At 47.0% G+C, this 23,442-nt stretch carries 35 protein-coding genes; 3 read left to right on the plus strand and 32 right to left on the minus strand.

Annotated elements, in window-relative coordinates:
* Positions 1-31: 31 nt before the first annotated feature.
* Positions 32-787, minus strand: coding sequence for a DUF4124 domain-containing protein (locus O3C58_05160; GenBank protein ID MDA0691251.1), 756 nt, complete (start codon positions 785-787; stop codon positions 32-34).
* A gap of 271 nt (positions 788-1,058) precedes the next feature.
* Between O3C58_05160 and O3C58_05165 the strand changes: the two genes are divergently transcribed.
* A complete protein-coding gene (locus O3C58_05165) occupies positions 1,059-1,502 on the plus strand; it encodes a PRC-barrel domain-containing protein (GenBank protein MDA0691252.1) in 444 nt (147 codons plus the stop codon).
* A gap of 117 nt (positions 1,503-1,619) precedes the next feature.
* On the plus strand, positions 1,620-3,275 hold the full coding sequence (locus tag O3C58_05170) for a hypothetical protein (GenBank protein MDA0691253.1): 1,656 nt from the start codon (positions 1,620-1,622) through the stop codon (positions 3,273-3,275).
* Between the two features lie 88 nt (positions 3,276-3,363).
* Here O3C58_05170 and waaF read toward each other — a convergent pair whose 3' ends face one another.
* The 6 genes from waaF to rho all read right to left on the minus strand — a co-directional run bounded on the left by waaF (position 3,364) and on the right by rho (position 9,421).
* Positions 3,364-4,473: a lipopolysaccharide heptosyltransferase II gene (waaF, locus tag O3C58_05175; protein MDA0691254.1), complete on the minus strand. Its 1,110-nt coding sequence runs from the start codon at positions 4,471-4,473 to the stop codon at positions 3,364-3,366.
* Between the two features lie 55 nt (positions 4,474-4,528).
* Positions 4,529-5,785 carry a UDP-N-acetylglucosamine 1-carboxyvinyltransferase gene (gene murA / locus O3C58_05180; GenBank protein ID MDA0691255.1) on the minus strand — a complete coding sequence of 419 codons (1,257 nt, stop codon included), beginning with the start codon at positions 5,783-5,785 and terminating at the stop codon, positions 4,529-4,531.
* Positions 5,778-6,650, minus strand: coding sequence for a peptide chain release factor N(5)-glutamine methyltransferase (gene prmC, locus O3C58_05185; protein ID MDA0691256.1), 873 nt, complete (start codon positions 6,648-6,650; stop codon positions 5,778-5,780). The genes murA and prmC overlap by 8 nt, the downstream gene beginning before the upstream one ends.
* A gap of 55 nt (positions 6,651-6,705) precedes the next feature.
* Positions 6,706-7,812, minus strand: a complete 1,107-nt coding sequence (gene prfA, locus O3C58_05190; GenBank protein MDA0691257.1) for a peptide chain release factor 1 — start codon at positions 7,810-7,812, stop codon at positions 6,706-6,708.
* Between the two features lie 103 nt (positions 7,813-7,915).
* The gene (rpmE, locus tag O3C58_05195) at positions 7,916-8,152 is read right to left on the minus strand and encodes a 50S ribosomal protein L31 (protein ID MDA0691258.1); all 237 of its coding nucleotides are present in this window, start codon (positions 8,150-8,152) and stop codon (positions 7,916-7,918) included.
* Positions 8,153-8,170: 18 nt separating this feature from the next.
* Positions 8,171-9,421, minus strand: a complete 1,251-nt coding sequence (rho, locus tag O3C58_05200) for a transcription termination factor Rho (protein ID MDA0691259.1) — start codon at positions 9,419-9,421, stop codon at positions 8,171-8,173.
* 748 nt (positions 9,422-10,169) lie between these two features.
* On the opposite strand from rho, the gene O3C58_05205 reads away from it, so the two are divergent.
* A complete protein-coding gene (locus O3C58_05205) occupies positions 10,170-10,583 on the plus strand; it encodes a YkgJ family cysteine cluster protein (protein ID MDA0691260.1) in 414 nt (137 codons plus the stop codon).
* A 64-nt stretch (positions 10,584-10,647) separates the two neighbouring features.
* Here O3C58_05205 and rplQ read toward each other — a convergent pair whose 3' ends face one another.
* The 25 genes from rplQ to rplB form a co-directional block, all read right to left on the minus strand.
* A complete protein-coding gene (gene rplQ, locus O3C58_05210; GenBank protein ID MDA0691261.1) occupies positions 10,648-11,187 on the minus strand; it encodes a 50S ribosomal protein L17 in 540 nt (179 codons plus the stop codon).
* A 47-nt stretch (positions 11,188-11,234) separates the two neighbouring features.
* A complete protein-coding gene (locus tag O3C58_05215) occupies positions 11,235-12,263 on the minus strand; it encodes a DNA-directed RNA polymerase subunit alpha (GenBank protein ID MDA0691262.1) in 1,029 nt (342 codons plus the stop codon).
* Between the two features lie 83 nt (positions 12,264-12,346).
* Entirely contained in the window at positions 12,347-12,973 is a 627-nt protein-coding gene (rpsD, locus tag O3C58_05220) for a 30S ribosomal protein S4 (GenBank protein ID MDA0691263.1), read from the minus strand.
* Between the two features lie 30 nt (positions 12,974-13,003).
* The gene (rpsK, locus tag O3C58_05225; protein MDA0691264.1) at positions 13,004-13,405 is read right to left on the minus strand and encodes a 30S ribosomal protein S11; all 402 of its coding nucleotides are present in this window, start codon (positions 13,403-13,405) and stop codon (positions 13,004-13,006) included.
* 18 nt (positions 13,406-13,423) lie between these two features.
* The gene (rpsM, locus tag O3C58_05230) at positions 13,424-13,798 is read right to left on the minus strand and encodes a 30S ribosomal protein S13 (protein MDA0691265.1); all 375 of its coding nucleotides are present in this window, start codon (positions 13,796-13,798) and stop codon (positions 13,424-13,426) included.
* A gap of 58 nt (positions 13,799-13,856) precedes the next feature.
* Complete coding sequence (rpmJ, locus tag O3C58_05235) at positions 13,857-13,970, minus strand: 50S ribosomal protein L36 (protein ID MDA0691266.1); 114 nt, start codon at positions 13,968-13,970, stop codon at positions 13,857-13,859.
* Between the two features lie 30 nt (positions 13,971-14,000).
* Positions 14,001-14,219, minus strand: a complete 219-nt coding sequence (gene infA, locus O3C58_05240; protein ID MDA0691267.1) for a translation initiation factor IF-1 — start codon at positions 14,217-14,219, stop codon at positions 14,001-14,003.
* 2 nt (positions 14,220-14,221) lie between these two features.
* Entirely contained in the window at positions 14,222-14,863 is a 642-nt protein-coding gene (locus tag O3C58_05245; protein ID MDA0691268.1) for an adenylate kinase, read from the minus strand.
* 3 nt (positions 14,864-14,866) lie between these two features.
* A complete protein-coding gene (secY, locus tag O3C58_05250) occupies positions 14,867-16,183 on the minus strand; it encodes a preprotein translocase subunit SecY (protein MDA0691269.1) in 1,317 nt (438 codons plus the stop codon).
* Positions 16,183-16,620 carry a 50S ribosomal protein L15 gene (gene rplO, locus O3C58_05255; protein MDA0691270.1) on the minus strand — a complete coding sequence of 146 codons (438 nt, stop codon included), beginning with the start codon at positions 16,618-16,620 and terminating at the stop codon, positions 16,183-16,185. Before rplO ends, secY begins: the two co-directional genes overlap by 1 nt.
* Positions 16,621-16,673: 53 nt before the next feature.
* A complete protein-coding gene (gene rpsE, locus O3C58_05260; GenBank protein ID MDA0691271.1) occupies positions 16,674-17,177 on the minus strand; it encodes a 30S ribosomal protein S5 in 504 nt (167 codons plus the stop codon).
* Positions 17,178-17,332: 155 nt separating this feature from the next.
* Positions 17,333-17,698, minus strand: a complete 366-nt coding sequence (gene rplR, locus O3C58_05265) for a 50S ribosomal protein L18 (GenBank protein MDA0691272.1) — start codon at positions 17,696-17,698, stop codon at positions 17,333-17,335.
* 3 nt (positions 17,699-17,701) lie between these two features.
* A complete protein-coding gene (gene rplF / locus O3C58_05270; protein ID MDA0691273.1) occupies positions 17,702-18,256 on the minus strand; it encodes a 50S ribosomal protein L6 in 555 nt (184 codons plus the stop codon).
* Between the two features lie 10 nt (positions 18,257-18,266).
* Positions 18,267-18,662 (minus strand): 30S ribosomal protein S8, encoded by a 396-nt coding sequence (rpsH, locus tag O3C58_05275; protein MDA0691274.1) that lies wholly within the window; start codon positions 18,660-18,662, stop codon positions 18,267-18,269.
* A 37-nt stretch (positions 18,663-18,699) separates the two neighbouring features.
* The gene (locus O3C58_05280) at positions 18,700-18,885 is read right to left on the minus strand and encodes a type Z 30S ribosomal protein S14 (protein MDA0691275.1); all 186 of its coding nucleotides are present in this window, start codon (positions 18,883-18,885) and stop codon (positions 18,700-18,702) included.
* 40 nt (positions 18,886-18,925) lie between these two features.
* On the minus strand, positions 18,926-19,465 hold the full coding sequence (gene rplE / locus O3C58_05285) for a 50S ribosomal protein L5 (GenBank protein ID MDA0691276.1): 540 nt from the start codon (positions 19,463-19,465) through the stop codon (positions 18,926-18,928).
* A gap of 1 nt (position 19,466) precedes the next feature.
* On the minus strand, positions 19,467-19,808 hold the full coding sequence (gene rplX, locus O3C58_05290) for a 50S ribosomal protein L24 (GenBank protein ID MDA0691277.1): 342 nt from the start codon (positions 19,806-19,808) through the stop codon (positions 19,467-19,469).
* A complete protein-coding gene (rplN, locus tag O3C58_05295) occupies positions 19,805-20,173 on the minus strand; it encodes a 50S ribosomal protein L14 (GenBank protein MDA0691278.1) in 369 nt (122 codons plus the stop codon). Before rplN ends, rplX begins: the two co-directional genes overlap by 4 nt.
* Positions 20,170-20,445: a 30S ribosomal protein S17 gene (rpsQ, locus tag O3C58_05300; protein ID MDA0691279.1), complete on the minus strand. Its 276-nt coding sequence runs from the start codon at positions 20,443-20,445 to the stop codon at positions 20,170-20,172. The genes rplN and rpsQ overlap by 4 nt, the downstream gene beginning before the upstream one ends.
* A 55-nt stretch (positions 20,446-20,500) precedes the next feature.
* Positions 20,501-20,719, minus strand: coding sequence for a 50S ribosomal protein L29 (gene rpmC / locus O3C58_05305; protein ID MDA0691280.1), 219 nt, complete (start codon positions 20,717-20,719; stop codon positions 20,501-20,503).
* A gap of 34 nt (positions 20,720-20,753) precedes the next feature.
* Positions 20,754-21,158, minus strand: a complete 405-nt coding sequence (rplP, locus tag O3C58_05310) for a 50S ribosomal protein L16 (protein ID MDA0691281.1) — start codon at positions 21,156-21,158, stop codon at positions 20,754-20,756.
* Between the two features lie 78 nt (positions 21,159-21,236).
* Entirely contained in the window at positions 21,237-21,923 is a 687-nt protein-coding gene (gene rpsC, locus O3C58_05315) for a 30S ribosomal protein S3 (protein ID MDA0691282.1), read from the minus strand.
* A 1-nt stretch (position 21,924) separates the two neighbouring features.
* The gene (gene rplV / locus O3C58_05320; GenBank protein MDA0691283.1) at positions 21,925-22,275 is read right to left on the minus strand and encodes a 50S ribosomal protein L22; all 351 of its coding nucleotides are present in this window, start codon (positions 22,273-22,275) and stop codon (positions 21,925-21,927) included.
* A gap of 23 nt (positions 22,276-22,298) precedes the next feature.
* The gene (gene rpsS, locus O3C58_05325) at positions 22,299-22,580 is read right to left on the minus strand and encodes a 30S ribosomal protein S19 (protein ID MDA0691284.1); all 282 of its coding nucleotides are present in this window, start codon (positions 22,578-22,580) and stop codon (positions 22,299-22,301) included.
* A 28-nt stretch (positions 22,581-22,608) separates the two neighbouring features.
* The gene (rplB, locus tag O3C58_05330; protein MDA0691285.1) at positions 22,609-23,439 is read right to left on the minus strand and encodes a 50S ribosomal protein L2; all 831 of its coding nucleotides are present in this window, start codon (positions 23,437-23,439) and stop codon (positions 22,609-22,611) included.
* Between the last annotated feature and the right edge of the window lie 3 nt (positions 23,440-23,442).

Here is a 23,442-nt window from a genome sequence, read left to right on the forward strand (position 1 = left end):
ACTGCAAATTTTTTTTTACGAGGTCTCAATACTATTCAGTTCTGCCTGGGCCAACTTCCTTTTTTTCAATTTCTGGATTTTTTACTCCCGGCTCTTTGTTGTCGGGGCTTGTAGGAGATGGTTTGGGTTGGGCGGGATCGGATTTCGGTAGAGAAGCGATCTCAACTTCCAGTTTTTCTACCAGCGTGTTTTTTTGCGGGAGCTCTTCATTGATGCGGGATCGTTCGTTTATGAAAATCAAGCGGCGCGGGTACTCCCGGCTTTTCGCTTCGTAGTCCTTTTGCAGGCTTTGCTTGAGAAAACTTTTGACATCCTTGAGAAGCCCGGAGTCAAAGGGTTCCAGTGTTTTGTCCAACGCTTCCTTTTCAGGAAGAACCTCTACGATTTCGTTTCTCAGCAAGACGGCATGGCGTTGTTGCGGAACGTAATCTGCGTATTTTTTGTAACGCTGGATATCGCTTTTCAAAAAACTGAGCGCGCCCTGCATCGCCGCCTGCTCCTCTTCACTGACCTTTTTGCCCAGGTCAACCTTTGCTTTTTCCGGCGCTTCCGGGGAATCGACAGGCTCCGACTTTGGAGCCGACAGTCCACGCCTTTTTTCCACCTTGTCAGAAGAGCGGTATTGGGTGGGGATCTTCAAGGGATCATCAGTGAAATGGACTTTTCCCTGATCGTCCTTCCATTTATAAAAACTTGAAACTCCAGCAAAACCCTGAACGTAAAAAAGCAACACTCCACCCAGTACAATGACTGATTTCAGAAAACCGATTTTCAGTTTCGCGTTCATGTCACTCCTGATAAGACTTAAGGGTATCTATAATAATTCGATATTTTTATGGCAGGCAACTCGCGGACCCTTATTTCATAAAATCCGCTCATGGCCCGGAACCATTTTTAGAGATGTCCTTAAGGGTTCCAAGCTGGGTTCCGATGCCCCAAGCTCAAGGTTATTATAACAATTTCCAGCCAGCTATGCTATAATAAAAACCTTAAGATACAAGTACTTAACGAACCCATTTAAATAATGGAAATTCAATCTTTCTGATGACCCCGGCGGCATGAGCATACATCGACTGACCTATATTTCAGAAAATATTTATAAACTCCGCGAGCAGGACCGGATCATCGGATGCTATCTTTACGATGAATTTGACGATGCGTTGTCCCGAATCGAAGCCCTGGTGGTGGAATCGGGGACCCTTCTTGCCCGCTACGCAGTGGTCACCCTCGGTGGGATGCTGAATATCAAAGGTAAAACCTTGCTTCTTCCTATAGAGGTTTGCCGGTCCATCGATTTGGGGAAAGTGCGAACTGCCTGGCGCAAGGAATCCCTCATGGACGCGCCCACGCCTCACAACCCACAACAAGTGACGATTGCGGAAGAGGAACTCATTTTAGGATATTTTGATCTGAAACCCTATTGGGCGGTTGAACCTGAGCCACCGGAAGAAAAACCAGGCGACAAAAACTCCGACCCGAAATCCCGTAAGCCGGGATATTAGTTCAAACTATCCCACTCTCGAACGTCCACCCTCAAATTTCTTCCTTCAAAGATCTACGAAATTAATATATCCTCGTTTTATCTCTAACGCCCAATTGAACTTAACGCAGGTAGGCCTATGGACCAGAAATTTGAACGCCAGATTGAAGATATTGTTTTTCAATTGAGAGCCGCGAAAGATAAGGGCAGAAAGTGCACCTTGTTAATCGGAGCCGGTTGCTCGGTCACAGCAGGAATTCCCACCGCCAGGGAATTTGTAGAGGAAATTGAGAAGGATCACACACGCGCTTATGAAAGAGCAAAACAAAAAGACTACGCCCATTGCATGGAGGAACTCCTCCCCGGTGAAAGGCATGATTTGATTGTCAAATATATTGGTGGGGCTAAGGTCAACTGGGCGCACATGTGCATCGGTCTTCTCATCCAACAAGGTTACGTGGACCGGGTATTGACCGTCAACTTCGATCCCCTGGTGGCCAGGGCCTGCGCTCTACTGCGTGAATTTCCCGCCATCTATGATTTCGCCGCGTCCAAACATTTTGATCCCGATCGAATTCCCGATAAAGCGGTGTTTCACTTGCACGGCCAGCACACCGGTTTCGTTCTCCTTCACACCACTAAAGATGTGGAAGGACATGTGGATACTTTTGCACCGGTTTTTGAGGATGCGGGACGGGAACGAACCTGGATGGTTGTGGGCTACAGTGGGGAATGCGACCCGGTATTTAAACACCTCGAAAAAGTCAAAGAGTTTAGCAGGGGGCTTTACTGGATTGGGCACGACCAAAAAGAACCTTCGGAACATGTGCGCGAAGGTCTTCTGGTTTCCGGAAAGGGAGCCTTTTATACCAAGGGGTATGATGCGGACTCTTTTTTCATCAAGCTGACGCAAGAGCTGGAAATTTTTCCTCCCAAGTTTGTCACTCATCCTTTTACCCACCTCCAGGATACTTTTGAGGATTTAGAGCCCCTCATTCTTCCAGACCAATCCGAGGATATCCTCAGTGATACCCGATCGAACATCAATAAGGCCATTGAAAAATATGAAGCTGGTGATGAGGAAAAACTCGTTGCCGAGGCCTTGCGCCTGTCGATGGCTGGTGATGATGAAGAACTTGTGCAATTTTGTATTAAGCACCAACTAACCACCCACCCCCAACTCATCGAACCGTTAGCCTGGGCTTATATAGACTTGGCAAAAGCTCTCTACGATCAGGCGAGGACCAAAAGCGAGAAAGAAGCCGACCTTCTCTTCACCCAGACCGAGGAAAAACTTCAGGAAGCCTTGAAGATCAAACCCAACCTCCACGAGGCTCTATACAATTTGGGCCTTGCCCTTCATGAACACGCAAAGACCAAAACCGGTGAGGAAGAGAAAGCGGAAGCGAACAAACTCTTCACCCAGGCCGTAGAAAAATATCAGCAAGCCTTGGAAATCAAACCCGAAAAACACGAGGCTCTCAATAATTGGGGCCTTGCCCTTCATGAACACGCAAAGACCAAAACCGGGGAGGAGGCGGACGAACTCTTCGTTAAGGCAAGAGAAAAATATCAAGAAGCCTTGAAAATCAAACCAGACATGTACGAGGCTCTTTTTAATATGGCATGCCTGGCCGCTTTGACGGGAGATGAAAAGGGGTGCCAGGATTGGCTGGAGAAGAGTATCAAAATGGAGCCTTTAACTGAAGAAAATATCAACGACTCTGATTTTGACAATGTGCGGGAGTTGGGTTGGTTCAAAAAACTGGTGGCTGAATCTAAGAAGAAGGAGTGATACAAAATCCCTTCCAGGCTCTTTGCTAAGGGGCGAGGCCCCTCATCCCAGCCTTCTCCCCACAGGGGAGAAGGGGATTTTTTATCAATCATCCGCCGACGGCTTTTTTGCCTTCCAGTTTTTTCATCAGCCGGACTACGGCTTCGGACACATCTTTGACGCTGATATCTTCCAGGCAATAGGGTTTGTTGTGCGGCGAGGGTTTGCATTCCTTGAAAAATTTCTGCCGACAGGGAGAGCATTCGAAGTTTTTGGTCACGATTTCCTGTTTCGCCTTATCTATATAAGGCCCGCTGGTGAGAGAACTCCCCGGACCAAATATGCCCACCAACGGAGTGCCCACCATGCTGGTGAGGTGCATCATGCCACTGTCGTTGCCAATGAACAGGTGACTTTTCTCCAGAAGCGCGGCCACTTCCCGCAAGTCCATATTCGGCGGTACGGGAACCACATGCCCAGGAGAAAACTTTCGTATCTGCGCCAAGAGGCCCGCATCTTTTTCGTTGCCTAGAAGAATGATTTTGACAGGATACTCCTTGACCAGTTTCTGACACAGTATTCCAAAACGTTCTGAATGCCAGCCGCGTTGCGGCTTGGATGTCCCCGGATGCACCACGATCAACAACTGGTTCTTCTCCCAGCCTGAACGGGACAGGAATTCCTCCACGAACTTATCTTCCCCGTTTTTATTTAACGGCAGGAATTTTTTTTCGTCCGGGTCAAGTTTAAGTGGCTCCATCAGATCAAAAAAATAATCGACCCGGTAGGCGGTCCTTTTGGCAAGAGAGGTGACGGAAACCGGGTGGGTCAGGAAAATTTCCCGGCCTTCGGTATTATATCCCAGCCGGTTTTTGACCCCGGCAAGAGACATCATAAACGCAGTGTGGATCGAGTTGGGAAACACGATTCCAAGATCAAACCTGTATTTTCTAAGTTTTCGTGCAAACCGCAACCCCGCCAGATAACCGCCTTTCGACTTGGAGGGAATCTGGATCACGGTGTCCACCGCCGGGTGGGCCATCAGGATCTGGTCGGCTGGAGCCTTTACCACCGCCGTTATGCGAGAATGGGGATATTTTGCGCGCAGGGACTGCAATGCGGGCAATGCCAGAATGACATCGCCGATCCAATTGGGCATCCACAAAAGGATATTATGGAAATTCTGTTCGTGTAATGGTTTTTCCTCAGGCTCACTCATCGCGTTATTGGCCTTTTTATAAAAAAACTCATACCGTTTTTGCTTTGTCCTCAGGTCATCTGGCACGCCGGATGGTCGCGCCCAGCTGGACTAATTTATTTTCCATCGCTTCATACCCCCGGTCAATATGATAGACGCGGGATATCACCGACTCTCCCTTCGCCGCCAGTGCCGCCAACACCAGAGACGCGCTCGCTCTCAGGTCGGTCGCCATCAAGGGAGCGCCGGACAACTGCCCGACTCCTTTGATAATGGCGGTGCGCCCATCCAATGTAATTTTTGCTCCCATGCGCCTGAGTTCCGCCGCATGCATGAATCGGTTCTCAAACACATTCTCCACAATGATACTCTGCCCGTCCGCTAAAGTCATTAACGCCATCATCTGAGCCTGGAGATCTGTTGGAAACCCTGGGTGTGGCTGGGTCTTTATGTCAACCCCCTTAAAGGAATTTCCTCCTTTGACCCGGATGCTGGTGCCACTGATTTCTACACACACTCCCGCTTCCTGTAATTTGTGTATGAGCGGTTCCACATGTTGAGAAATGCAGTTGGTGATTTCCACGTCTCCGCCAGTGATGGCCGCCGCAATCATGTAGGTTCCCGCTTCTATACGGTCGGGGAAGACCCTGCACTCGATAGGTTTGAGGCCACTGACTCCCTGAATGGTGATGACATCCGTTCCCTGACCTTCAATTTTAGCGCCAGACTGGACCAAAACATCGGCCAGAAAAACAACTTCCGGTTCCTTGGCGGCATTTTCCAGCACAGTTTCACCCTCGGAAAGCACTGCGGCCATCATCAGGTTGACTGTTCCAGTCACCGTCACCGTATCAAAATAAATATGCTCGCCCTTCAATCCTTTTCCAGCGGTTCCGTGGATGTAACCTTGAACCAGTTCGATATCGGCTCCCATCGTCTGCAATCCCTTGATGTGCAAATCCATGGGACGCGCACCGATGGCACAGCCGCCGGGCAAAGAAACTTTGGCTTTCCCCAGACGGGAGAGAAGCGGACCCAAAACCAAACAAGACGCGCGCATGGTCGATACCAGCTCGTACGGAGCTTCCGAATTGTTCACTCCGGAGGTATCGATTATCAGGGTGTCGCCTTCAAAGCTTTCCAGGCGGGCGCCAAGTTCTTCAAGCAGGCGGATCATGGTGGTGACATCGCGGACACGGGGAACGCCTTCAATCACATTCCTGCCTGCCGTCAACAGGGTGGCGGCCAAAATGGGCAAGACCGCATTTTTAGCTCCGCTGATCGCGACCTGTCCTGTAAGCCGCCGTCCACCTGCAATGATGAGTTTATCCATTTTTACGTTTCCGTGCAGAAACCACCCGTTCCACTCCTGTGTAATCCAAAGTCACTTGCGGCGTCTGATAGCCGCCATACTCTGCAAAAAGAGATCGCACCGCCGGTGCCTGCTGGTCACCAACTTCTAAAAACAAAGCCCCGCCTTCGATCAAATGGGTTAAGGCCTCTGGCAGAATGCGTTTATAAAGTTCCAATCCTTGCTCGCCACCATCAAGGGCCCGTTTCGGCTCAAAATTTTTAACATCGGGCATTAAAGATTCCATTTCTCCATCTTCAATATATGGGGGATTTGAAAGAATGGCATGAAAGGGACCCTTCAGATCACAGGTAAACAAATCGCCCTGGACAAACTTGATACGGTCCGCCACGCCATGAACCCAGGCATTGGTCTGGGCAACCTCCAGGGCCGGTGGAGAAATATCAACCGCCGTCACCTGCGCATTGGGAAGCTCTCTTGCGGCCACAACGGCGATGTTTCCTGAACCGGTGCCGATGTCCAAAATTTGCAGGGGGGAAGATAACGGGGTGGCTCGCACCCATTGAAGAAACTGCTCCAACAAAACTTCGGTTTCCCAACGGGGAACCAGGACATCTGGAGTCACCTGAAAATCCATGCCCCAGAATTCCCGGCAGCCGAGGATATAGGCCACGGGTTCTCTAAGAAAACGCCGCTCCACGAAACTTTTAGAAAGGACGATTTCTTCTTCTTTTAATTTGCGTTCCGGCTCTCGGTAAAGGTCCTCTCGGCTTGCGTGCAGCCCTTTAGCCAATAAAACTTCAGCCTCCAGTTGCGGAGATTCTATGCCCGCCTGAGTGAGACGCTCGGCAGACCATTTTAAAAAAGCTTTTGTTGTCCAAGTCATTTTTTTGAACTGCCTTAAACTGGGAAAATACCCAACCTTGCCTGTTGACTTGCCGTTACGCTCTGGTTTTTTCCGATTTTCCTTTTTCCAGTTCGAGAATATTTTGTTTGAGAGTCTCGGCCTGGTTGTGAAGGGTGAGTTCATCGATAATTTCGTCCAGATCGCCTTCAAGAATCTGAGAAAGTTTGTGCAGGGTCAATCCGATGCGATGGTCGCTCATCCGCTCCTGTGGGAAATTATAGGTGCGGATGCGTTCACTGCGATCCCCGGTTCCCACCTGTTGTTTGCGGTTTTTTGCCATTTCGTCATGCTGTTTTTGCTGCACCTCGTCGTAGAGTCTGGCGCGCAGCACTTTCATCGCCTTTTCCCGGTTTTTGTGTTGCGACTTCTCATCCTGACAGATCACCACCAGCCCGGTCGGGATATAGGTGATGCGTACCGCCGAATCGGTGGTGTTGACGCTCTGGCCTCCCGGACCGGAGGACCGATACACATCGATTTTTAAATCTGACGGATTGATTTTGATATCCACCTCTTCAGCTTCCGGCAGAATCGCAATCGTCACGGCAGAGGTGTGGACCCGCCCTTGAGTCTCGGTTTCCGGAACCCTTTGCACACGATGGGTTCCGCTTTCAAATTTTAGCCGGCTGAATACGCCTTTGCCGCTGACACTGAGAATGATTTCCTTGAATCCGCCCTTGCCACTGATATTAGTGCTGAGGAGTTCTGTCTTCCATTTACGGAGTTCCGCGTATCGGGAGTACATGCGAAACAAATCCGCCGCGAACAGGGCCGACTCTTCTCCACCGGTGCCGGCGCGAATCTCCATGATAACGCTTTTTTCATCCCGGGGATCTTTGGGCAACAACAGTCGTTTCAAATTTGCTTCAACTTTTTGACGTTTTTCCGTCAACGTGTTGAGTTCGTCCTGAGCCATCTCCACCATTTCCGCATCGGTTTCCTCGGCCACGATTTTTTTATTTTCTTCCAATTGAACGACAATCGTTTTCAGCACTTTGGCCGCGGCCACGATAGGAGCCAGTTCCGATTGCTCGCGGGCATACTTCTTGTATTCGGATTGCTGGGCGATGATTTGCGGATCGCTCAGCAATCCGTTGAGCTGATCGTAGCGTTTTTCAATGGAATCAAGTTTTTTAAGCATCGAACGGCCTCACAGTGTGAGGGGGTGGGGATATCGTTAAACGAATATTACCGAAAATTCATGCCGCAATTACTGCGGCAAGGATTTGGTTGTGAGGAATAGGCTAATTGGGGGCGACAGTTTCCTGATCGCTTGTGGTATTTTTCTTGGAGTATTTGCGGTTGAATTTTTCAATGCGACCAGCGGTGTCCAGCAGTTTCTGCTTTCCGGTAAAGAACGGATGACACGCCGAGCAAATTTCTAGATGCAGGTCTTTTACGGTAGAACCGATTGACACTTTATTCCCGCAAGCGCAAGTTATTTCGGTTTCAAAATACTCTGGATGAATGCCCTCTTTCATTACTTCGTTCCTCTAAAATCAAGTGTTCATGGCGGCCAAAAATTCGGCATTAGTTTTCGTCTCTTTAATCTTCTGCAGGAGAAGGTCCATCGTATCATGAATCCCCATCGGCAGTAAAACTTTTCTTAATAGCCATACCCGTTGCAAGTCTTCTGGCGGCAGAAGCAGTTCTTCTTTCCGCGTTCCGGAGCGATTGATATCGATCGACGGAAACGTTCTCTTGTCCGCCAGTTTGCGATCCAGAACAATCTCGAGGTTACCGGTTCCCTTGAATTCCTCAAAGATGACGTCATCCATGCGGCTTCCCGTATCGATCAGAGCTGTCGCAATAATGGTCAAACTGCCACCTTCTTCCAAATTACGGGCGGCGCCGAAAAACCTCTTTGGGCGTTGCAGGGCGTTGGAATCGACACCACCTGAAAGCACCTTGCCGCTGGGCGGGACGATGGCATTGTAGGCACGGGCCAGACGCGTGATACTGTCCAGCAGAATCACCACGTCTTTTTTATGCTCCACCAGACGTTTGGCCTTCTCGATCACCATTTCAGCCACCTGAACGTGGCGTTGGGCTGGCTCGTCAAATGTGGAGCTGATTACCTCTCCCTTTACCGAACGTTGCATGTCCGTCACTTCCTCCGGGCGCTCGTCGATCAGCAAAACGATCAGCACGACCTCGGGGAAATTGGTGCTGATGCTGTTGGCGATCGACTGTAAAAGCATGGTTTTACCCGTTCTTGGAGGAGCCACGATCAATCCGCGCTGGCCTTTGCCGATAGGGGTCATCAAATCCATGACTCTGGCGCTGTAGTCCTTACAGTTTGGCGTCTCCAGACGCAGACGTTCCTCCGGGTACAGAGGCGTCAGATTGTCAAACAGGATTTTATCCTTGGTTTTTTCGGGATTCTCAAAATTGATAGCCTCGACCTTTAACAGCGCAAAATAACGTTCACTGTCCTTCGGGGGTCGAATCTGCCCGGAAATGGTGTCACCTGTGCGCATATCAAATTTACGGATCTGTGACGGCGATACATAGATATCATCTGGGCCCGGCAAATAGTTGTAGGTCGGGGCCCGGAGAAAACCGAAACCGTCTGGAAGGATCTCCAGAACTCCCTGGCCAAACATCAAGCCATCCTTTTCCGTCTTGGCTTCCAGGATCTTAAAAATAAGGTCCTGTTTGCGTAGCCCGCTATGCCCCTGAATTTTTAATTCCTTGGCTATATTAGTGAGCTCGGAGATGGTTTTTGACTTTAATTCTTCAATATTCATTTGGCTCATAGGTCTTGGTCTCTCTGAAGTAGAGATTTTTGGAAGAAGTTGATTATTATTTTGGGTTTGGAGTATTTAATTGATTGTCTGGATTGTGGGCAGAAAGAAAGCTTTCGATATTTTTTTAGGTTTATTGCAAATAGATATGTTTATTTATGGAAGCGTAGAATAAAAGCTGGGTTGCTTGATTGAGCTTCGGAGTTGTTTTGGGAGCTTGGAGATCTTCATTTAGGTTATCCAGTTAAATCACTTTTGTCAACATTTTTCTTATACTCCCTCGTTTCCTGTTTCAGGCAAGATACCCTCTGGCTTATTTTTCTTTAGATATCCATAAATGCAGACATCTTTGGAAAGAACGGATTTATTTTACCGATCCACATATTTTTGCTTTTTATTCGCTGAAACGTTTGTACCTCTGAACTATCACAACAATTCCTGACTGGAGAGAGCAGACAGGATCGACAACCTGGATCAGCAACCAGCCGATGGCAAAGTTTATAGGCCCTTGCGGTTTGACTTAAAACACAATTAAAGGCAGAATACCGGACTGGAGTTTACGGATGCAGGATTTTATTTTCTCTGAACGGAGAGGGCAGGCAGGCACATCTCGCCGTTGTGAATGGAGCCTGGAAGTCCTGCAAGAATAAACTCTTTTTATATTTCAGCCCTGTTGAAAGAAAAAGAAGCTATCAGACCGGTGGTTTGAGCTTCTGCAAATAGTGAATTTTGAGTGCAAAAGGAAAATTGGATGAAAACGAAGAGTAATAGAGATGACACGAACCAATGTGAAAAATGTTTACCGGCGTATTGCTGCAATTATTTCGCTTTTGGAATCGATGAACCGGAAGAACGAAGGGACTACGAGAGCCTACTCTGGAAACTGGCTCATGACAAAGTTTCCATTTATATCTATCGCAAGTCCTGGTATATCATGATTCATACACGGTGCAACTTTTTAACCATCGACAACAAATGCGCCATTTACGAAACCCGCCCCTACATGTGCCGCGAACACAGTACGGATAACTGTGAATACACAGGCTCCGACTACGGTTTCACAGAACATTTTAAAAGCTACGACGATTTGCTGATCTGGATTAAGGAAAACACCAACTTCCGGTTCACGCAAGAGCCCACTGGTATTCCAGCGAACTGTCTCTGATAAAAATAGAAAATCCCACCCGGCTCAAGCTGGGTGGGATTCCGAAATAAGGCGGGTACTATTTCTACTCTTTATCAGTGGATTCTTTTTTAGCCGGGGCCGTTTCCCCTTTTTTTTCCGAGGATTTTTTAGTTTTACCGGTTTCTGTTTTCTTCGCCGTTTCCTTCTTTGCATCGGCCTTTTTTGCACCAGCCTTGGGCTTGGCTTCTTTCTTAACTTTAGCCGACTTTGGGCTCTGTATTTCGCTATCGGCTTCTACAAGCTCGATGAATGCCATGGGCGCATCGTCCCCTTTGCGGCTGCCGATCTTAATGATGCGCGTATAACCGCCATTTCTTGTTGCAAATCGCTCGGCAATGGGACCAAAAAGTTTCTTAAGCGCTTCTTTTTCCTGAACGGTTCGAAAGGCCAGCCGTCTTGCATGGAGCGTCCCTTTTTTCCCAAGGGTGATCGTTTTTTCCGCTTTACTACGCAATTCTTTGGCTTTGGCGAGTGTCGTTTGAATTCGTTCTCTTACGATAAGAGCCGTAACCAGGTTGCGGAATAAGGCTTTTCTATGAGCGGATGTCCGCCCTAATTTCCTACCGGCTTTTAAATGACGCATGAGCCTTTTTATTCTCCAGAAATGGATTTAACTGCAGGAGTAAATTTTCATCCTGCAACATCGGTTTCAACTTCTTTCTTTTTTCTCGCCAGATTGATTTGCTTCAAATCCTCTTCATCGATTTTCATTCCGAGATGCAGCCCCATTTCCTCCAGAATCTCCTTGATTTCGTTCAAGGATTTTCTGCCAAAGTTTCTGGTTTTGAGCATTTCACCATCGGTCTTTTGAATCAATTCAGAAATGGTTTGAATATTGGCATTTTTCAGGCAATTATAAGAACGAACCGAAAGCTCCAGTTCCTCAACACATTTTGCCATATTGACCAGAACCTTCTGTTTCTTTTCATCGACTTGCGGCTGAACAGCTTCAGGTTCTTCATCGAAGTTAATGAAGATTTGCATGTGGTCCTTCACGATCTTGGCCGCGTGAGCCACCGCATCGTCGGGCGTGATGCCGCCATTGGTCCAAAGCTCCATAACCAACTGATCGTAATCAGTGGACTGCTCCACCCGGGTCTTTTCGACCGTGAAGGTGACTTTTTCGATGGGAGAAAATATCGCGTCTATCGGAATCATCTGAACCGACTCATCCTCCAGACTGTGCTGTTCAGAAGGAACATACCCTCTTCCCCTGTGAACCACCATTTCCATATCAATGGAGCCATTTGTATCCAAAGTGGCGATGTGATGATCGGGGTTCAAAACGATCACATCAGGATCAGCAGTAATATCCGCCGCTGTCAATACGCCCGGTGTGCTTTTCTTGATATAAATTCTTTTACTGGATGCTTCCCCACGCAATGTAAGATTCACCTGTTTCAAATTAAGAATGATCTCGGTGACATCTTCAATGACTCCAGGGATGGAAGAAAACTCGTGGTAAACCCCCTCAAACTTGACTCCGATGATCGCGGCTCCCTCAATTGAGGATAACAGCATCCGCCGCAAAGAGTTACCAATCGTCACCCCATACCCTCTTTCGAAGGGACCTGCAGTAAATTTTCCGTAATTAGCGGATTTATCTTTTTTATCGAATTCCAAACGCTTGGGTTTGATAATTCCCTGGGCTGTGTACATTAAGCCTCCGGTGCTTGTTCTATTTTAGCGTTAACTAATTATTGCAGTAATAATGAGCCAACAAATTGACGAACGGAAATTCGTTACCGAGAATATAGCTCTACGATCAACTGTTCTTGAACGGGAATAGCAACATCTTCTCGGGTAGGTAAGGCCTGAACCAGCCCTTGTTTACTTTCCAAATCAAAAGCAAGCCAATGTGGCAAGGTTTTACTTTTTAATCGTTCCAGTGCATTTTTCACAGGAGCCTTTGCAACTTTCCTGGGGTCAGGAGCGATTGTATCGCCTTTCTTGACAGCATACGATGGAATATTAACGCGCTTCCCGTTTACCATGAAGTGGTTGTGCCGAATCAACTGCCTTGCAGAGTTTCTGGATTCGCCCAACCCCATGCGATAAACAACATTATCCAGCCGCAACTCAAGACTCTGCAATAAATTCTCTCCTGTAATGCCCTTTTTTCTATCCGCAGCAGCAAAGGTAATTCTGAATTGCTTTTCAAGTATCCCGTAAAATCTTTTAAGTTTCTGCTTTTCTCTAAGCTGAACCCCATATTCGGAAAATTGCTTGCGGCCCTGCCCATGTTGACCGGGAAGATAGGCTCTCCGCTCAATGGCGCATTTCGCCGTCTCACAACGGCTGCCCTTCAAGAACAGTTTGATACCTTCTCTGCGGCACAAACGACAAACAGACCCCGTATATCTTGCCAAGTTAAATCTCCCGTGAAAAATAGTTGCACATTATACTCTTCTCCGCTTTCTAGGACGGCATCCATTATGCGGAATCGGAGTTTTGTCGCGGATAACAAGGACTTCCATGCCTGCCGCCTGCAACGATCGAATCGCGGACTCTCGCCCTGGCCCAGGACCTCTAACATGAACTTCCAGCTTCCTCATACCCATATCCCTAGCCTTAATCGCGGCTTTTTCGGAAGCCACCTGGGCGGCAAATGGGGTACTCTTCCGGGAGCCCTTAAAACCTTGCGCCCCTGCACTGGACCATGAAATGACGTTTCCAGATGTATCACTGATGGTCACCAACGTATTATTAAACGTTGCCTGGATGTGCGCAATTCCCGTTTCGGGAGCGGTCTTTTGTTTCTTTTTACCGCCGCCCTTGCCTGCTTTGCCTTTATCCGCCATGTTTCATCTTCCCTTTATTTATTTTTTAGAGGCTCTGGCCCCAACGGTTTTCTTGGGTCCTTTGCGTGTTCGGGCATTAGTGTGAGACCGCTGCCCTCTAACCGGCAACCCTTTTCGATGGCGCAAACCGCGGTAACTTCCAATATCCATCAGACGCTTGATATTCAAGGCTACTTCACGCCGCACGTCACCCTCTACCTCGCAATCCTTATCGATAATAGTTCGGATTCGAGAAATTTCATCTTCGGTCATGTCCTTCATCCGCACATCTTCAGAAATCTTAGCCTTAACCAGTATTTGCTTTGATGTGGTTGCCCCTATCCCATGAATATAGGTAAGCGCGATCACTGCTCTTTTATCTCTCGGAATGTCTATTCCCGCAATTCTTGCCACGGTTTCTCCTTTTTCCCTTCAACAGCGTATGTCTATTTGGCACACCCGCTTTTTTAAATTATCCCTGCCGTTGCTTGTGCTTCGGGTTTTCACAAAGAACCCGCACAACGCCGCGCCTTCGGATCACTTTACACTTTTTACAGATGGGCTTTACTGAGGATCTAACTTTCATTTTTTCGATCGAGGTTATTGTATCTGATTTTTATTTATAACGATAAGTAATTCGTCCACGAGACAGATCGTAGGGTGAAAGCTCAACCTTAACCTTATCGCCTGACAGAATGCGGATGAAATGCATCCTCATTTTTCCCGAAATGTGCGCTAGAATTTTATGACCATTTTCCAACTCCACCCGAAACATCGCGTTCGGCAGGGGTTCCAAAACCGTTCCTTCAACTTCAATCGATTGTTCCTTCGACATATTTACGATACCAGGCTGCAAACTTGGGAAAAAATTTCTTCTACGGAGCCACGACCTTCCAGGCTTTTCAGATTCCCCTTCTTTCTATAAAATTCCTTAAGAGGAGCGGTTTCCTTTTCGTACACATCAAGACGTTTGATGATGGTTTCTCTATTGTCATCGAGGCGCTGATAAAGCACATCACCACAAACATCGCAGATTCCGGTTTTTTTCGGCTGACGTGTTTCATCGTGAAACATGGCACCACAGTTGGAACAGGATCTTCTTCCTGTGAGCCGTTCTAACAACTCCTGGGGATTGACTTCAAAGTCGATGACGGTGTCTATTGACAAGTTCATCTCATCCAGGGTTTCACTGAGCTTTTCCGCCTGCACAATGGTTCTCGGAAAACCGTCCAGAATAAAACCTCGGGAGCAATCCTTATCCCTTATTCTTTCAGTGATCAACCCGATGACTATCTCATCCGGAACCAATTGACCATCATCCATTACCGCTTTAGCTTGTTTACCAAGTTCGGTGTCATTGCTGACGGCTTTCCTTAAAATATCACCTGTCGATATTTGCGGAATACCAAATTTATCCGTCAACATCTTTGCTTGCGTTCCTTTCCCCGCTCCCGGAGGACCCAATAAGATCAACCTCATGAATTAGCCTCGACGGCTTTTCAATCTGCCCTTTTTAACAAAACCGTCATAACTTCTCATTACCATGTGGGATTCTATCTGCTGCATTGTGTCCAAAGAAACACCGACAACGATCAACAAACTGGTTCCACCAAAATAAAATGGGATGTTGAAATATTTAATCAAAATATCAGGCAAAATACAAACTAACGAAAGGTAAACAGCACCATAAAAAGTCAATCGTGAAAGTATAGCATCGATGTATTCCGAGGTCTTGCTTCCAGGCCGTATACCAGGTACATACCCGCCGTGTTTCTTCATATTGTCAGCAACATCCACCGGGTTAAAAATTACGGCGGTATAGAAATAACAAAAGAAGAATATGGCACCAATGAATATAGCGCTGTAAATGATCGTCCCCGGAGTCAAACTGGAGGATACGACCTGCATCCAGGGGTGGTCCACAAATTGTGCAATGGTCGCCGGGAACATGATGATAGAAGATGCAAAAATTGGAGGAATAACACCCGAAGTATTAACCTTTAAAGGCAGATGTGTGCTCTGTCCGCCATACATCTTCCGTCCGACGACGCGCTTCGCATATTGAATCGGGATCCTTCTCTGCCCTCCTTCTGTAAATACAATCGCACCAATCACCACGATCATAAGTACAACCAATAACATCACGATGAGAACGGAAAGTTCTCCTGTTCCCATGAGGTCCAAGGATTGAAAAATTGCTGCCGGAGTACCCGCTACAATTCCCGCAAATATGATCAGGGAAATTCCGTTACCAATTCCTCTTTCAGTGATCTGCTCACCCAACCACATGAGAAACGTTGTTCCGGCTGTGAGAGTGAGGATAGCCATCAGCCGGAATTCCCAACCCGGCTCTGGAACTATCGGCGTACCACCAGGACTTCTCATTGCCTCCAGACCCACGGCAATGCCCGATCCCTGCACCATACACAGAAGGACTGTCCCATAACGAGTGTACTGGGTGATCTTTTTTTGCCCCTGCTCTCCTTCCTTCTTCAATCGAGAAAGATAAGGAGACACCATGGTCATTAGCTGAATAATAATCGATGCACTAATATACGGCATGATGCCAAGTGCAAAGATTGTCAAGCGGCTCAGCGCCCCGCCGGAAAACATATCAAAAAAACCAAGAATAGTTCCCTGCGCCTGAGCAAAAAGCTCTGCAAGTGCCTGTGAATTAATTCCGGGTGTGGGTATATGAGCACCGATCCTGTAAACGATCAGAATCACAAGTGTGAACAAAACCCGTTTTTTTAATTCCGGAATTTGGAAAATATTACCAAATGCAGCAGCACCACTCATTAAACTATTACGGCCTTTCCTCCAGATTTCTCAATTTTCTCTATTGCCGACTTACTGAACTTATGCGCATGCACTGTGATCACTCCGGATACATCTCCATTTGCTAAAATCTTAACGGCAGCTGAACTTTTGACGAGGCCGTGTTCTTTCATAATTTCTGGAGTGATGGGAAGATCGCCGGTTACTTTGCAAAGCCTGCTAATGTCGACAATTTCATATTCTTTTCTAAATATATTAGTGAAGCCTCGCTTCGGTAAACGTCTGTGCAGAGGCGTCTGGCCCCCTTCAAACCAAGGATGCGGGTTGCCGCCGGAGCGGGACTTTTGCCCCTTTTGGCCTTTACCGCTGGTCTTTCCAGTTCCCGATCCGGGACCACGACCAATTCTTTTCCGGTTCTTCTGAACCCCGGGCGCTCTTTTTAAATTTGAAAGTGTTATCATGGGTTTGGCTCAATCTTTCTCGCTGAATTCCAATCGTCTGATTGGAAGTTTTACTTTGTTGCTTTAGCTGAAACAGGTTTCCCGCGCATCCGTGCAAAGTCTTTTGAATCTCGCAGGGAAATCAGGCCTTCAATGGTAGCCTTAACCACATTATGCGGGTTGTTGGTTCGAATACATTTAGTCAAAATATCGCGAACACCAACAGCCTCCAAGACCGCTCGAACGGCGCCGCCAGCGATCATCCCGGTTCCTCGGGATGCTGGCTTTAATAACACTCGACCTGCTCCAAAACGGCCGATAGTTTCATGGGGAATGGTTGATCCGTCAAGACTGACCTTAACAATATTTTTCTTTGCCTTTTCCACACCCTTGCGGATAGCTTCCGGAACTTCGTTGGCCTTCCCCAGCCCCCAACCTACCTCACCTTCATGGTTACCAACCACAACAAGGGCGCTGAAACTAAACCGACGTCCACCTTTGACCACCTTCGCAACTCGGTTGATTTTTACTACCTTATCAACATATTCCTGTTTATTTTCGCGTTGTTCTGCCAATGCAACCTCCGGTCAACCGCAAGCATTCCTTTTCAGGTACACGCTACGGCGCAGCTTAAGGGAACTTCTAATAATTGATATTTTTTGGCTATTATAACTACCACCCTTAAAATATTTCGGGCCGGATTATAATCCAAGTTATTTACTGGGTATCTTTAGAATTTAACGCCCTTTTCCCTGACCCCGTCGGCAAGGGCTTTCACCCTGCCCGCATAAATAAAACCGTTGCGATCGTAGTAGATTTCCTTGATCCCCTGTTTAACGGCTTTCTCTCCGAGGAGATTACCCACCAAAGCCGCTGCCGCAACATTGCCCCCATTTTTCATTTTCTCTTTAAACATTGGAGATAATGAAGACTCTGCCGCAAGGGTTTTTCCCCCCTTATCATCTATGATTTGCGCATAAATATGTTTCGAGCTCTTAAATACGGTCAGGCGAAGTCTCTCAGTATTGGTCTGGACTTTCTTTTTGACCCTTCTTTTCCTAGCTTCTCTTAAGCGTTGTCTTTCTGAAGTTTTCATAAGTTATTTACCTTTGCTCCCAGCGCCGGCTTTACCAGCCTTTCTTTGAATCCGTTCTGTTGAGTACATAACCCCTTTTCCTTTATAGGGTTCTGGGGGCCGGAAACTCCTTATTTCTGCCGCCGCCTGCCCGACTTTTTCCTTGTCAATGCCCTTCACGATGATCGTGTTCTTTTTTGGATCCACTTCGAACTCGATCCCATCGACGGCAGGGTAATCAATTGAGTGGGAAAACCCAAGGTTGAGAAGCAGGTTTTTTCCTTTGAGTTCCACCTTGTATCCAACACCAACAATATTGAGCTGTTTAGAAAAACCATCGGTGACGCCGGTGACCATGTTACTGACCAGTGTCCGGGTCAAACCGTGAAGGGATCGGTCCAGTCTTCCGTCGCTTGGACGAATAACTCGTATCTCTTCCCCTTCCAACTCAAGCTTCATGTTAGTGTGCAAAGCTCGCTGCATTTGTCCCTTGGGGCCCTTTACCCGAAATACATCACCTTCGGATTTGCAGTCCACCCCAGAGGGTATTTTAATTGGTAGTTTTCCGATTCTTGACATAATTAGTTATCTACCAGACGAAGCCCAGCACTTCTCCGCCTATGCCTTTTTCTCTACATTTCTGACCGGTGAGTACACCGGAGGATGTAGACACGATGGCTGTTCCCAAACCATTCAATACTCTGGGAACTTCCTCTCGTCCAACATAGTGACGTCGACCAGGCTTGCTGATTCTTTTAATACCGTGAATAACAGGTTCATCATTATGATATTTCAAAAAGACCCGCAATATTCCCTGCTTATTATCTTCATACACCTTGAAGTTCTTGATATAACCTTCATCCTTCAAAATCTCGACGATGCGGGTTTTCATGCGGGAATTGGGAATATCAATCTTTGTATGGCTGACCATAAGACCGTTTCGAATGCGTGTGAAAAGGTCTGCAATGGGATCTGTCATGGACATGTTCTAATGAATCTCCTAATTTTAAACTGACTGTCTATTACCAACTTGCTTTGGTCACACCGGGGATCTCCCCGCGCAGCGCCCGCTCTCTGAAACAAATGCGGCACATGCCGAATTTCCTGAGAAACGCCCGGGGCCTTCCACATACCCGGCACCGATTATAATTTCTGACTTCAAACTTGGGTTTTCTTTCTGATTTCGCAATCAGTGATTTCTTTGCCATTTAAACTACCGTGGTTAGCACATCCGCAAATGGATGATAATTATTTTCTTAAAGGAAAGCCCATGCTTTTCAGCAGACACCTTCCCTCTTCATCGTTCTTGGCAGTGGTGCAAATGGTGATATTCATCCCCTTAATTTGATCAATTTTATCGAAATCAATTTCCGGGAAAATCAATTGCTCTTTGACACCGACCGTGTAGTTCCCACGTCCGTCAAATGCTTTTGGGGGCAAACCTTTAAAGTCACGAACCCTGGGCAATGAGAAGGTCACAAATCTTTCAAAGAATTCGTACATTCGATGACCGCGCATGGTGACCATAACTCCAATGGGCACGCCCTCTCGCAATTTGAAATTAGATATCGCCTTTTTAGCCTTTGTGACAACAGGTTTTTGACCGGTAATCAATCTCAATTGCTCCACACCTGCTTCGATCAACTTTGCGTTTTGCAACGCTTCCCCTAGCCCCATATTAATTACGATTTTCTCTAACCGGGGAACCAGCATTACATTTCCCAACCCGAGGTCTTTTTGAATTTGAGCCCGGTGTTTCTCTTTAAAATTACTTTCAAAATTTGCCATATCAGACCTTGTCCATCACGTCGTTACACTTAACACAAACGCGAACACGCTTTCCATCTTCAAGCTTTTTCCGTTTGATGCGAACTCCTTTGCCACATTTATCGCAAAACAGAAGCACATTGGAAATATTCATTTTTCCTTCGCGCTCAACAATACCGCTCTGCTGGGATTTACCATCACCCTTCAAATGGCGCTTATACATGTTCAGTTTTTCTACGAGCAATCTGTTTTCCGCAGGAATCAGAGAAAGTATTTTGCCTTTCTTTCCCTTCTCGCGCCCGGATATCACCTGAACAATATCATCTTTCTTTAACTTCATCTTCTTGGGAGCAGCTTGTATCATAAAACCTCTGGCGCCAGGGAAAGAATTTTCATAAATCTCTTGGCCCGCAACTCCCTGGCAACAGGACCAAATATACGGGTGCCGACAGGCTCTTTGTTTTCATTGATCAAGACTGCCGCATTACCGTCAAATTTAATATAACTACCATTGGGACGGCGGATTTCTTTTCTGGTTCGCACGACAACGGCTTTCTTGACCTCGCCCTTTTTAATCGCACCGTTAGGCTCTACCTCGCGCACCGCAACGACAATGATGTCCCCGACTCTGGCATAACGCCGACGAGACCCGCCTAACACCTTAATACACTGAACCACTCGGGCTCCTGAATTGTCAGCAACATCTAAAACGGTTCTCAACTGTATCATTTCGCTCGTCCTTGCTCTGCAACTGCGGCCCGTTTAACGATTTCAATAAGACGCCAGCGCTTGTCTTTGCTCAAAGGGCGGGTTTCACAAACAGTGATAAGATCGCCTGGCTCGCACTCATTTTTCTCATCGTGAACTTTATATTTCTTTGTCGTATTCACGACTTTCTTAAAAGTCGGGTCCGTAAAGCGGCGCGCGACTTTGATCACAACGGTCTTTTGCATCTTGTTACTGACAACCGTTCCCGTTAATGTCTTTTTTCTTGCTTCGATATTCAAAAGAATCTCCTTAATAATAATCTTCTATCCACGCTCAAACCATCCGCCCTCAGGACTTAACTTCTTCCTCTTTACAGGCAATATTCCGTGCTTGATTCTGGATGGTTTTGATACGGGCAATATCCCGGCGAATGAGGCGCAACCGGCTGGGATTTTCAATCTTTCCTGTCGCCAATTGGAACTTCAGATTAAAAAACTCCTGCTGCAAATCATCTACTTTTTCCTGCCTCTCCTTTTCGGAGAGATCTCTGACATCCGCCGTTTTCATATTTCTTCCTGGAAATTAACTAAATTTTTCAACATCAGTTTGTAATAAATCGCGTTGCCAAAGGCAACTTATGAGCGGCAAGCCGAAACGCTTCCTTCGCAACCACTTCGGAAACTCCTTCCATTTCATACAGAATCCGGCCTGGTTTTATCACGGCCACCCAGTATTCAGGATTTCCCTTTCCCTTACCCATTCTTGTCTCAGCAGGCTTCTTCGAAACTGGCTTATCAGGAAATATCCTGAGCCAGATCTTACCACCACGCTTGATATAACGAGTCATGGCAATTCGAGCTGCCTCGATTTGCCGGTCAGTGATCCGGCCACATTCGGACGCCTGCAAACCAAAAGAACCGAAACTGATCGTACCACCACGATACGCAGTACCACGCATTCGGCCCTTATGCCGCTTCCGATACTTAACTTTTTTGGGCATCAACATGATGCCAGCCCTCCAAATTAAAACTACAACTAGTTTATTTATTCAAAAGAATGCTCAATACGCCAACACATTCTCAAATTAACTCTGTTCTCGCTCGCCTTTTTTCTTGGCAAATTCAGTAATAACAACACCTTTTTCAGGAAGAATGTCGCCGCGATAGACCCACACCTTGACTCCAATGATCCCATAAGTGGTTTTTGAAGAAGCTGTGCCATAATCAATATCAGCTCGCAGGGTGTGCAAGGGAACTCGTCCCTGCCGATACCACTCACTTCGCGCAATTTCAGCTCCTCCCAGTCGACCCGAAACTCGAATCTTGATCCCCTTAGCTCCAAACCGAAGGGCCGATACAACACTTTTCTTCATAGCCCTTCGAAATGCGATCCTTTTCATTAACTGCAATGCAATATTCTGGGCGATGAGGGCCGCATCAAGTTCCGCCCTGCGGACCTCCTTGATATTGAGGCTGACCTGCTTGCCATTCATCAACTTTTGCAACTCTTCTTTCAGACGATCGACTTCCGTACCTTTTTTGCCGATGATGATACCTGGTCGAGCCGTATGAATATTGACTCGCACACGGTTGGCAGAACGCTCGATCTCCACTTTAGATATCCCCGCATGCCCCAGGGTATCATTGATAAATTTCCTGATCTTTATATCATCGATCAGAAAATCTGCGTAATCCTTACGAGCGTACCAGTTTGAAATCCACGTCTTGTTGTAGCCCAGGCGAAAACCATAGGGGTGAACTTTTTGACCCACTTTATTCCTCCGAAACCAGTTTTTCGTCTAATATCATGGTGATATGACTTGTTCTCTTACGAATCACAGTCGCCATTCCACGTGCGCGAGGCATGTTGCGTTTCCAGGTAACACCTTCGTCAACAGTTATCCTCTTTACAACCAAATCATCCACATCCACCACCTTATGATTCTCCTCAGCATTAGCAATGGCCGATTTCAGCAGTTTCTGAAACTGCAAGGCCACACGTTTGCGCAAAAAGACCAGGGTATTCATCGCGTCATTAACATTCTTACCGCGAATCATATTTGCAACCAACCGAGCCTTCTGAGGGGTAGTTCTAGTGTGTCTAAGGATAGCTTTAACTTCCATAATAACCTGTTATTCCTGTCTATTTATTTAGGGGCTGCTTTTTTGGTCTTCCCGCCATGAGACTTAAATGTTCTCGTTGGCGAAAATTCCCCTAGCTTGTGTCCCACCATGTTTTCAGATACAAAAACCGGAATGAATTTTTTCCCGTTATGCACGGCCATTGTATGACCGACAAAGTCGGGTGTCACAGTGGAACGGCGAGACCAGGTCTTCATGATCTTTCTCTCGTTCAACCGATTCATTTCGTCTATTTTCTTTTGTAGATGATCATCTACAAAAGCGCCTTTTTTTAATGAACGTGCCATATTTTTCCTGATCTAGCCTAGCGGCTTATTATTTCTTTTTCCGTTTAGACACAATATACTTGCTTGAATCTTTCTTTTTCTTTCTTGTCTTCAACCCCTTGGCAAGCTGCCCCCAGGGACTACAAGGATGACGCCCGCCAGAGGACCTTCCTTCTCCACCACCCATTGGATGATCCACCGGATTCATCGCTACCGCTCGAACCCTGGGCCGACGTCCCAACCATCGAGTCCTGCCGGCTTTGCCCATGGAAATATTTTCAAAGTCGGCATTCCCTACTATCCCGATAGTGGCACGGCATTTCTTTTCAACCCTACGAACTTCTCCGGATGAAAGCTTCAAGGTGGCATACTGACCATCCTTGGCCATTAACTGCGTTGAGTTACCAGCAGTACGGGCCAATTGGCCACCTTTTCCAGGGCGCATCTCAACATTGTGAACAAGAGTTCCATCGGGGATATTCTCGAGAGGGAGGCAATTACCAACCTTGATCTCAACATCTTTTCCCGAGGATACCATGTCTCCGACAACGAGTTTGGAAGGAGATAGAATATACCTCTTTTCACCATCTTTGTAAAATAAAAGTGCAATATTTGCGGACCGATTGGGATCATATTCGATTCCAGCAACGCGGGCTTCGATATTATCCTTATTCCTCTTGAAGTCAATCAGACGATACTGCTTACGGTGCCCTCCACCTCGGCGCTTGGCTGTAATCCTGCCGTGGTTATTTCGCCCACCCTTTCGGGCAATTGAAACCAGAAGGCTTTTCTCCGGAGTGGATTTAGTGATTTCGTCAAAACCGGAATAAGTTAGAAACCTAACTCCGGCAGACCTTGGATTTAATTTCCTGATGGGCATACC

It is taken from the genome of Nitrospinota bacterium (genome assembly GCA_027619975.1).
GTDB lineage: Bacteria > Nitrospinota > Nitrospinia > Nitrospinales > VA-1 > JADFGI01.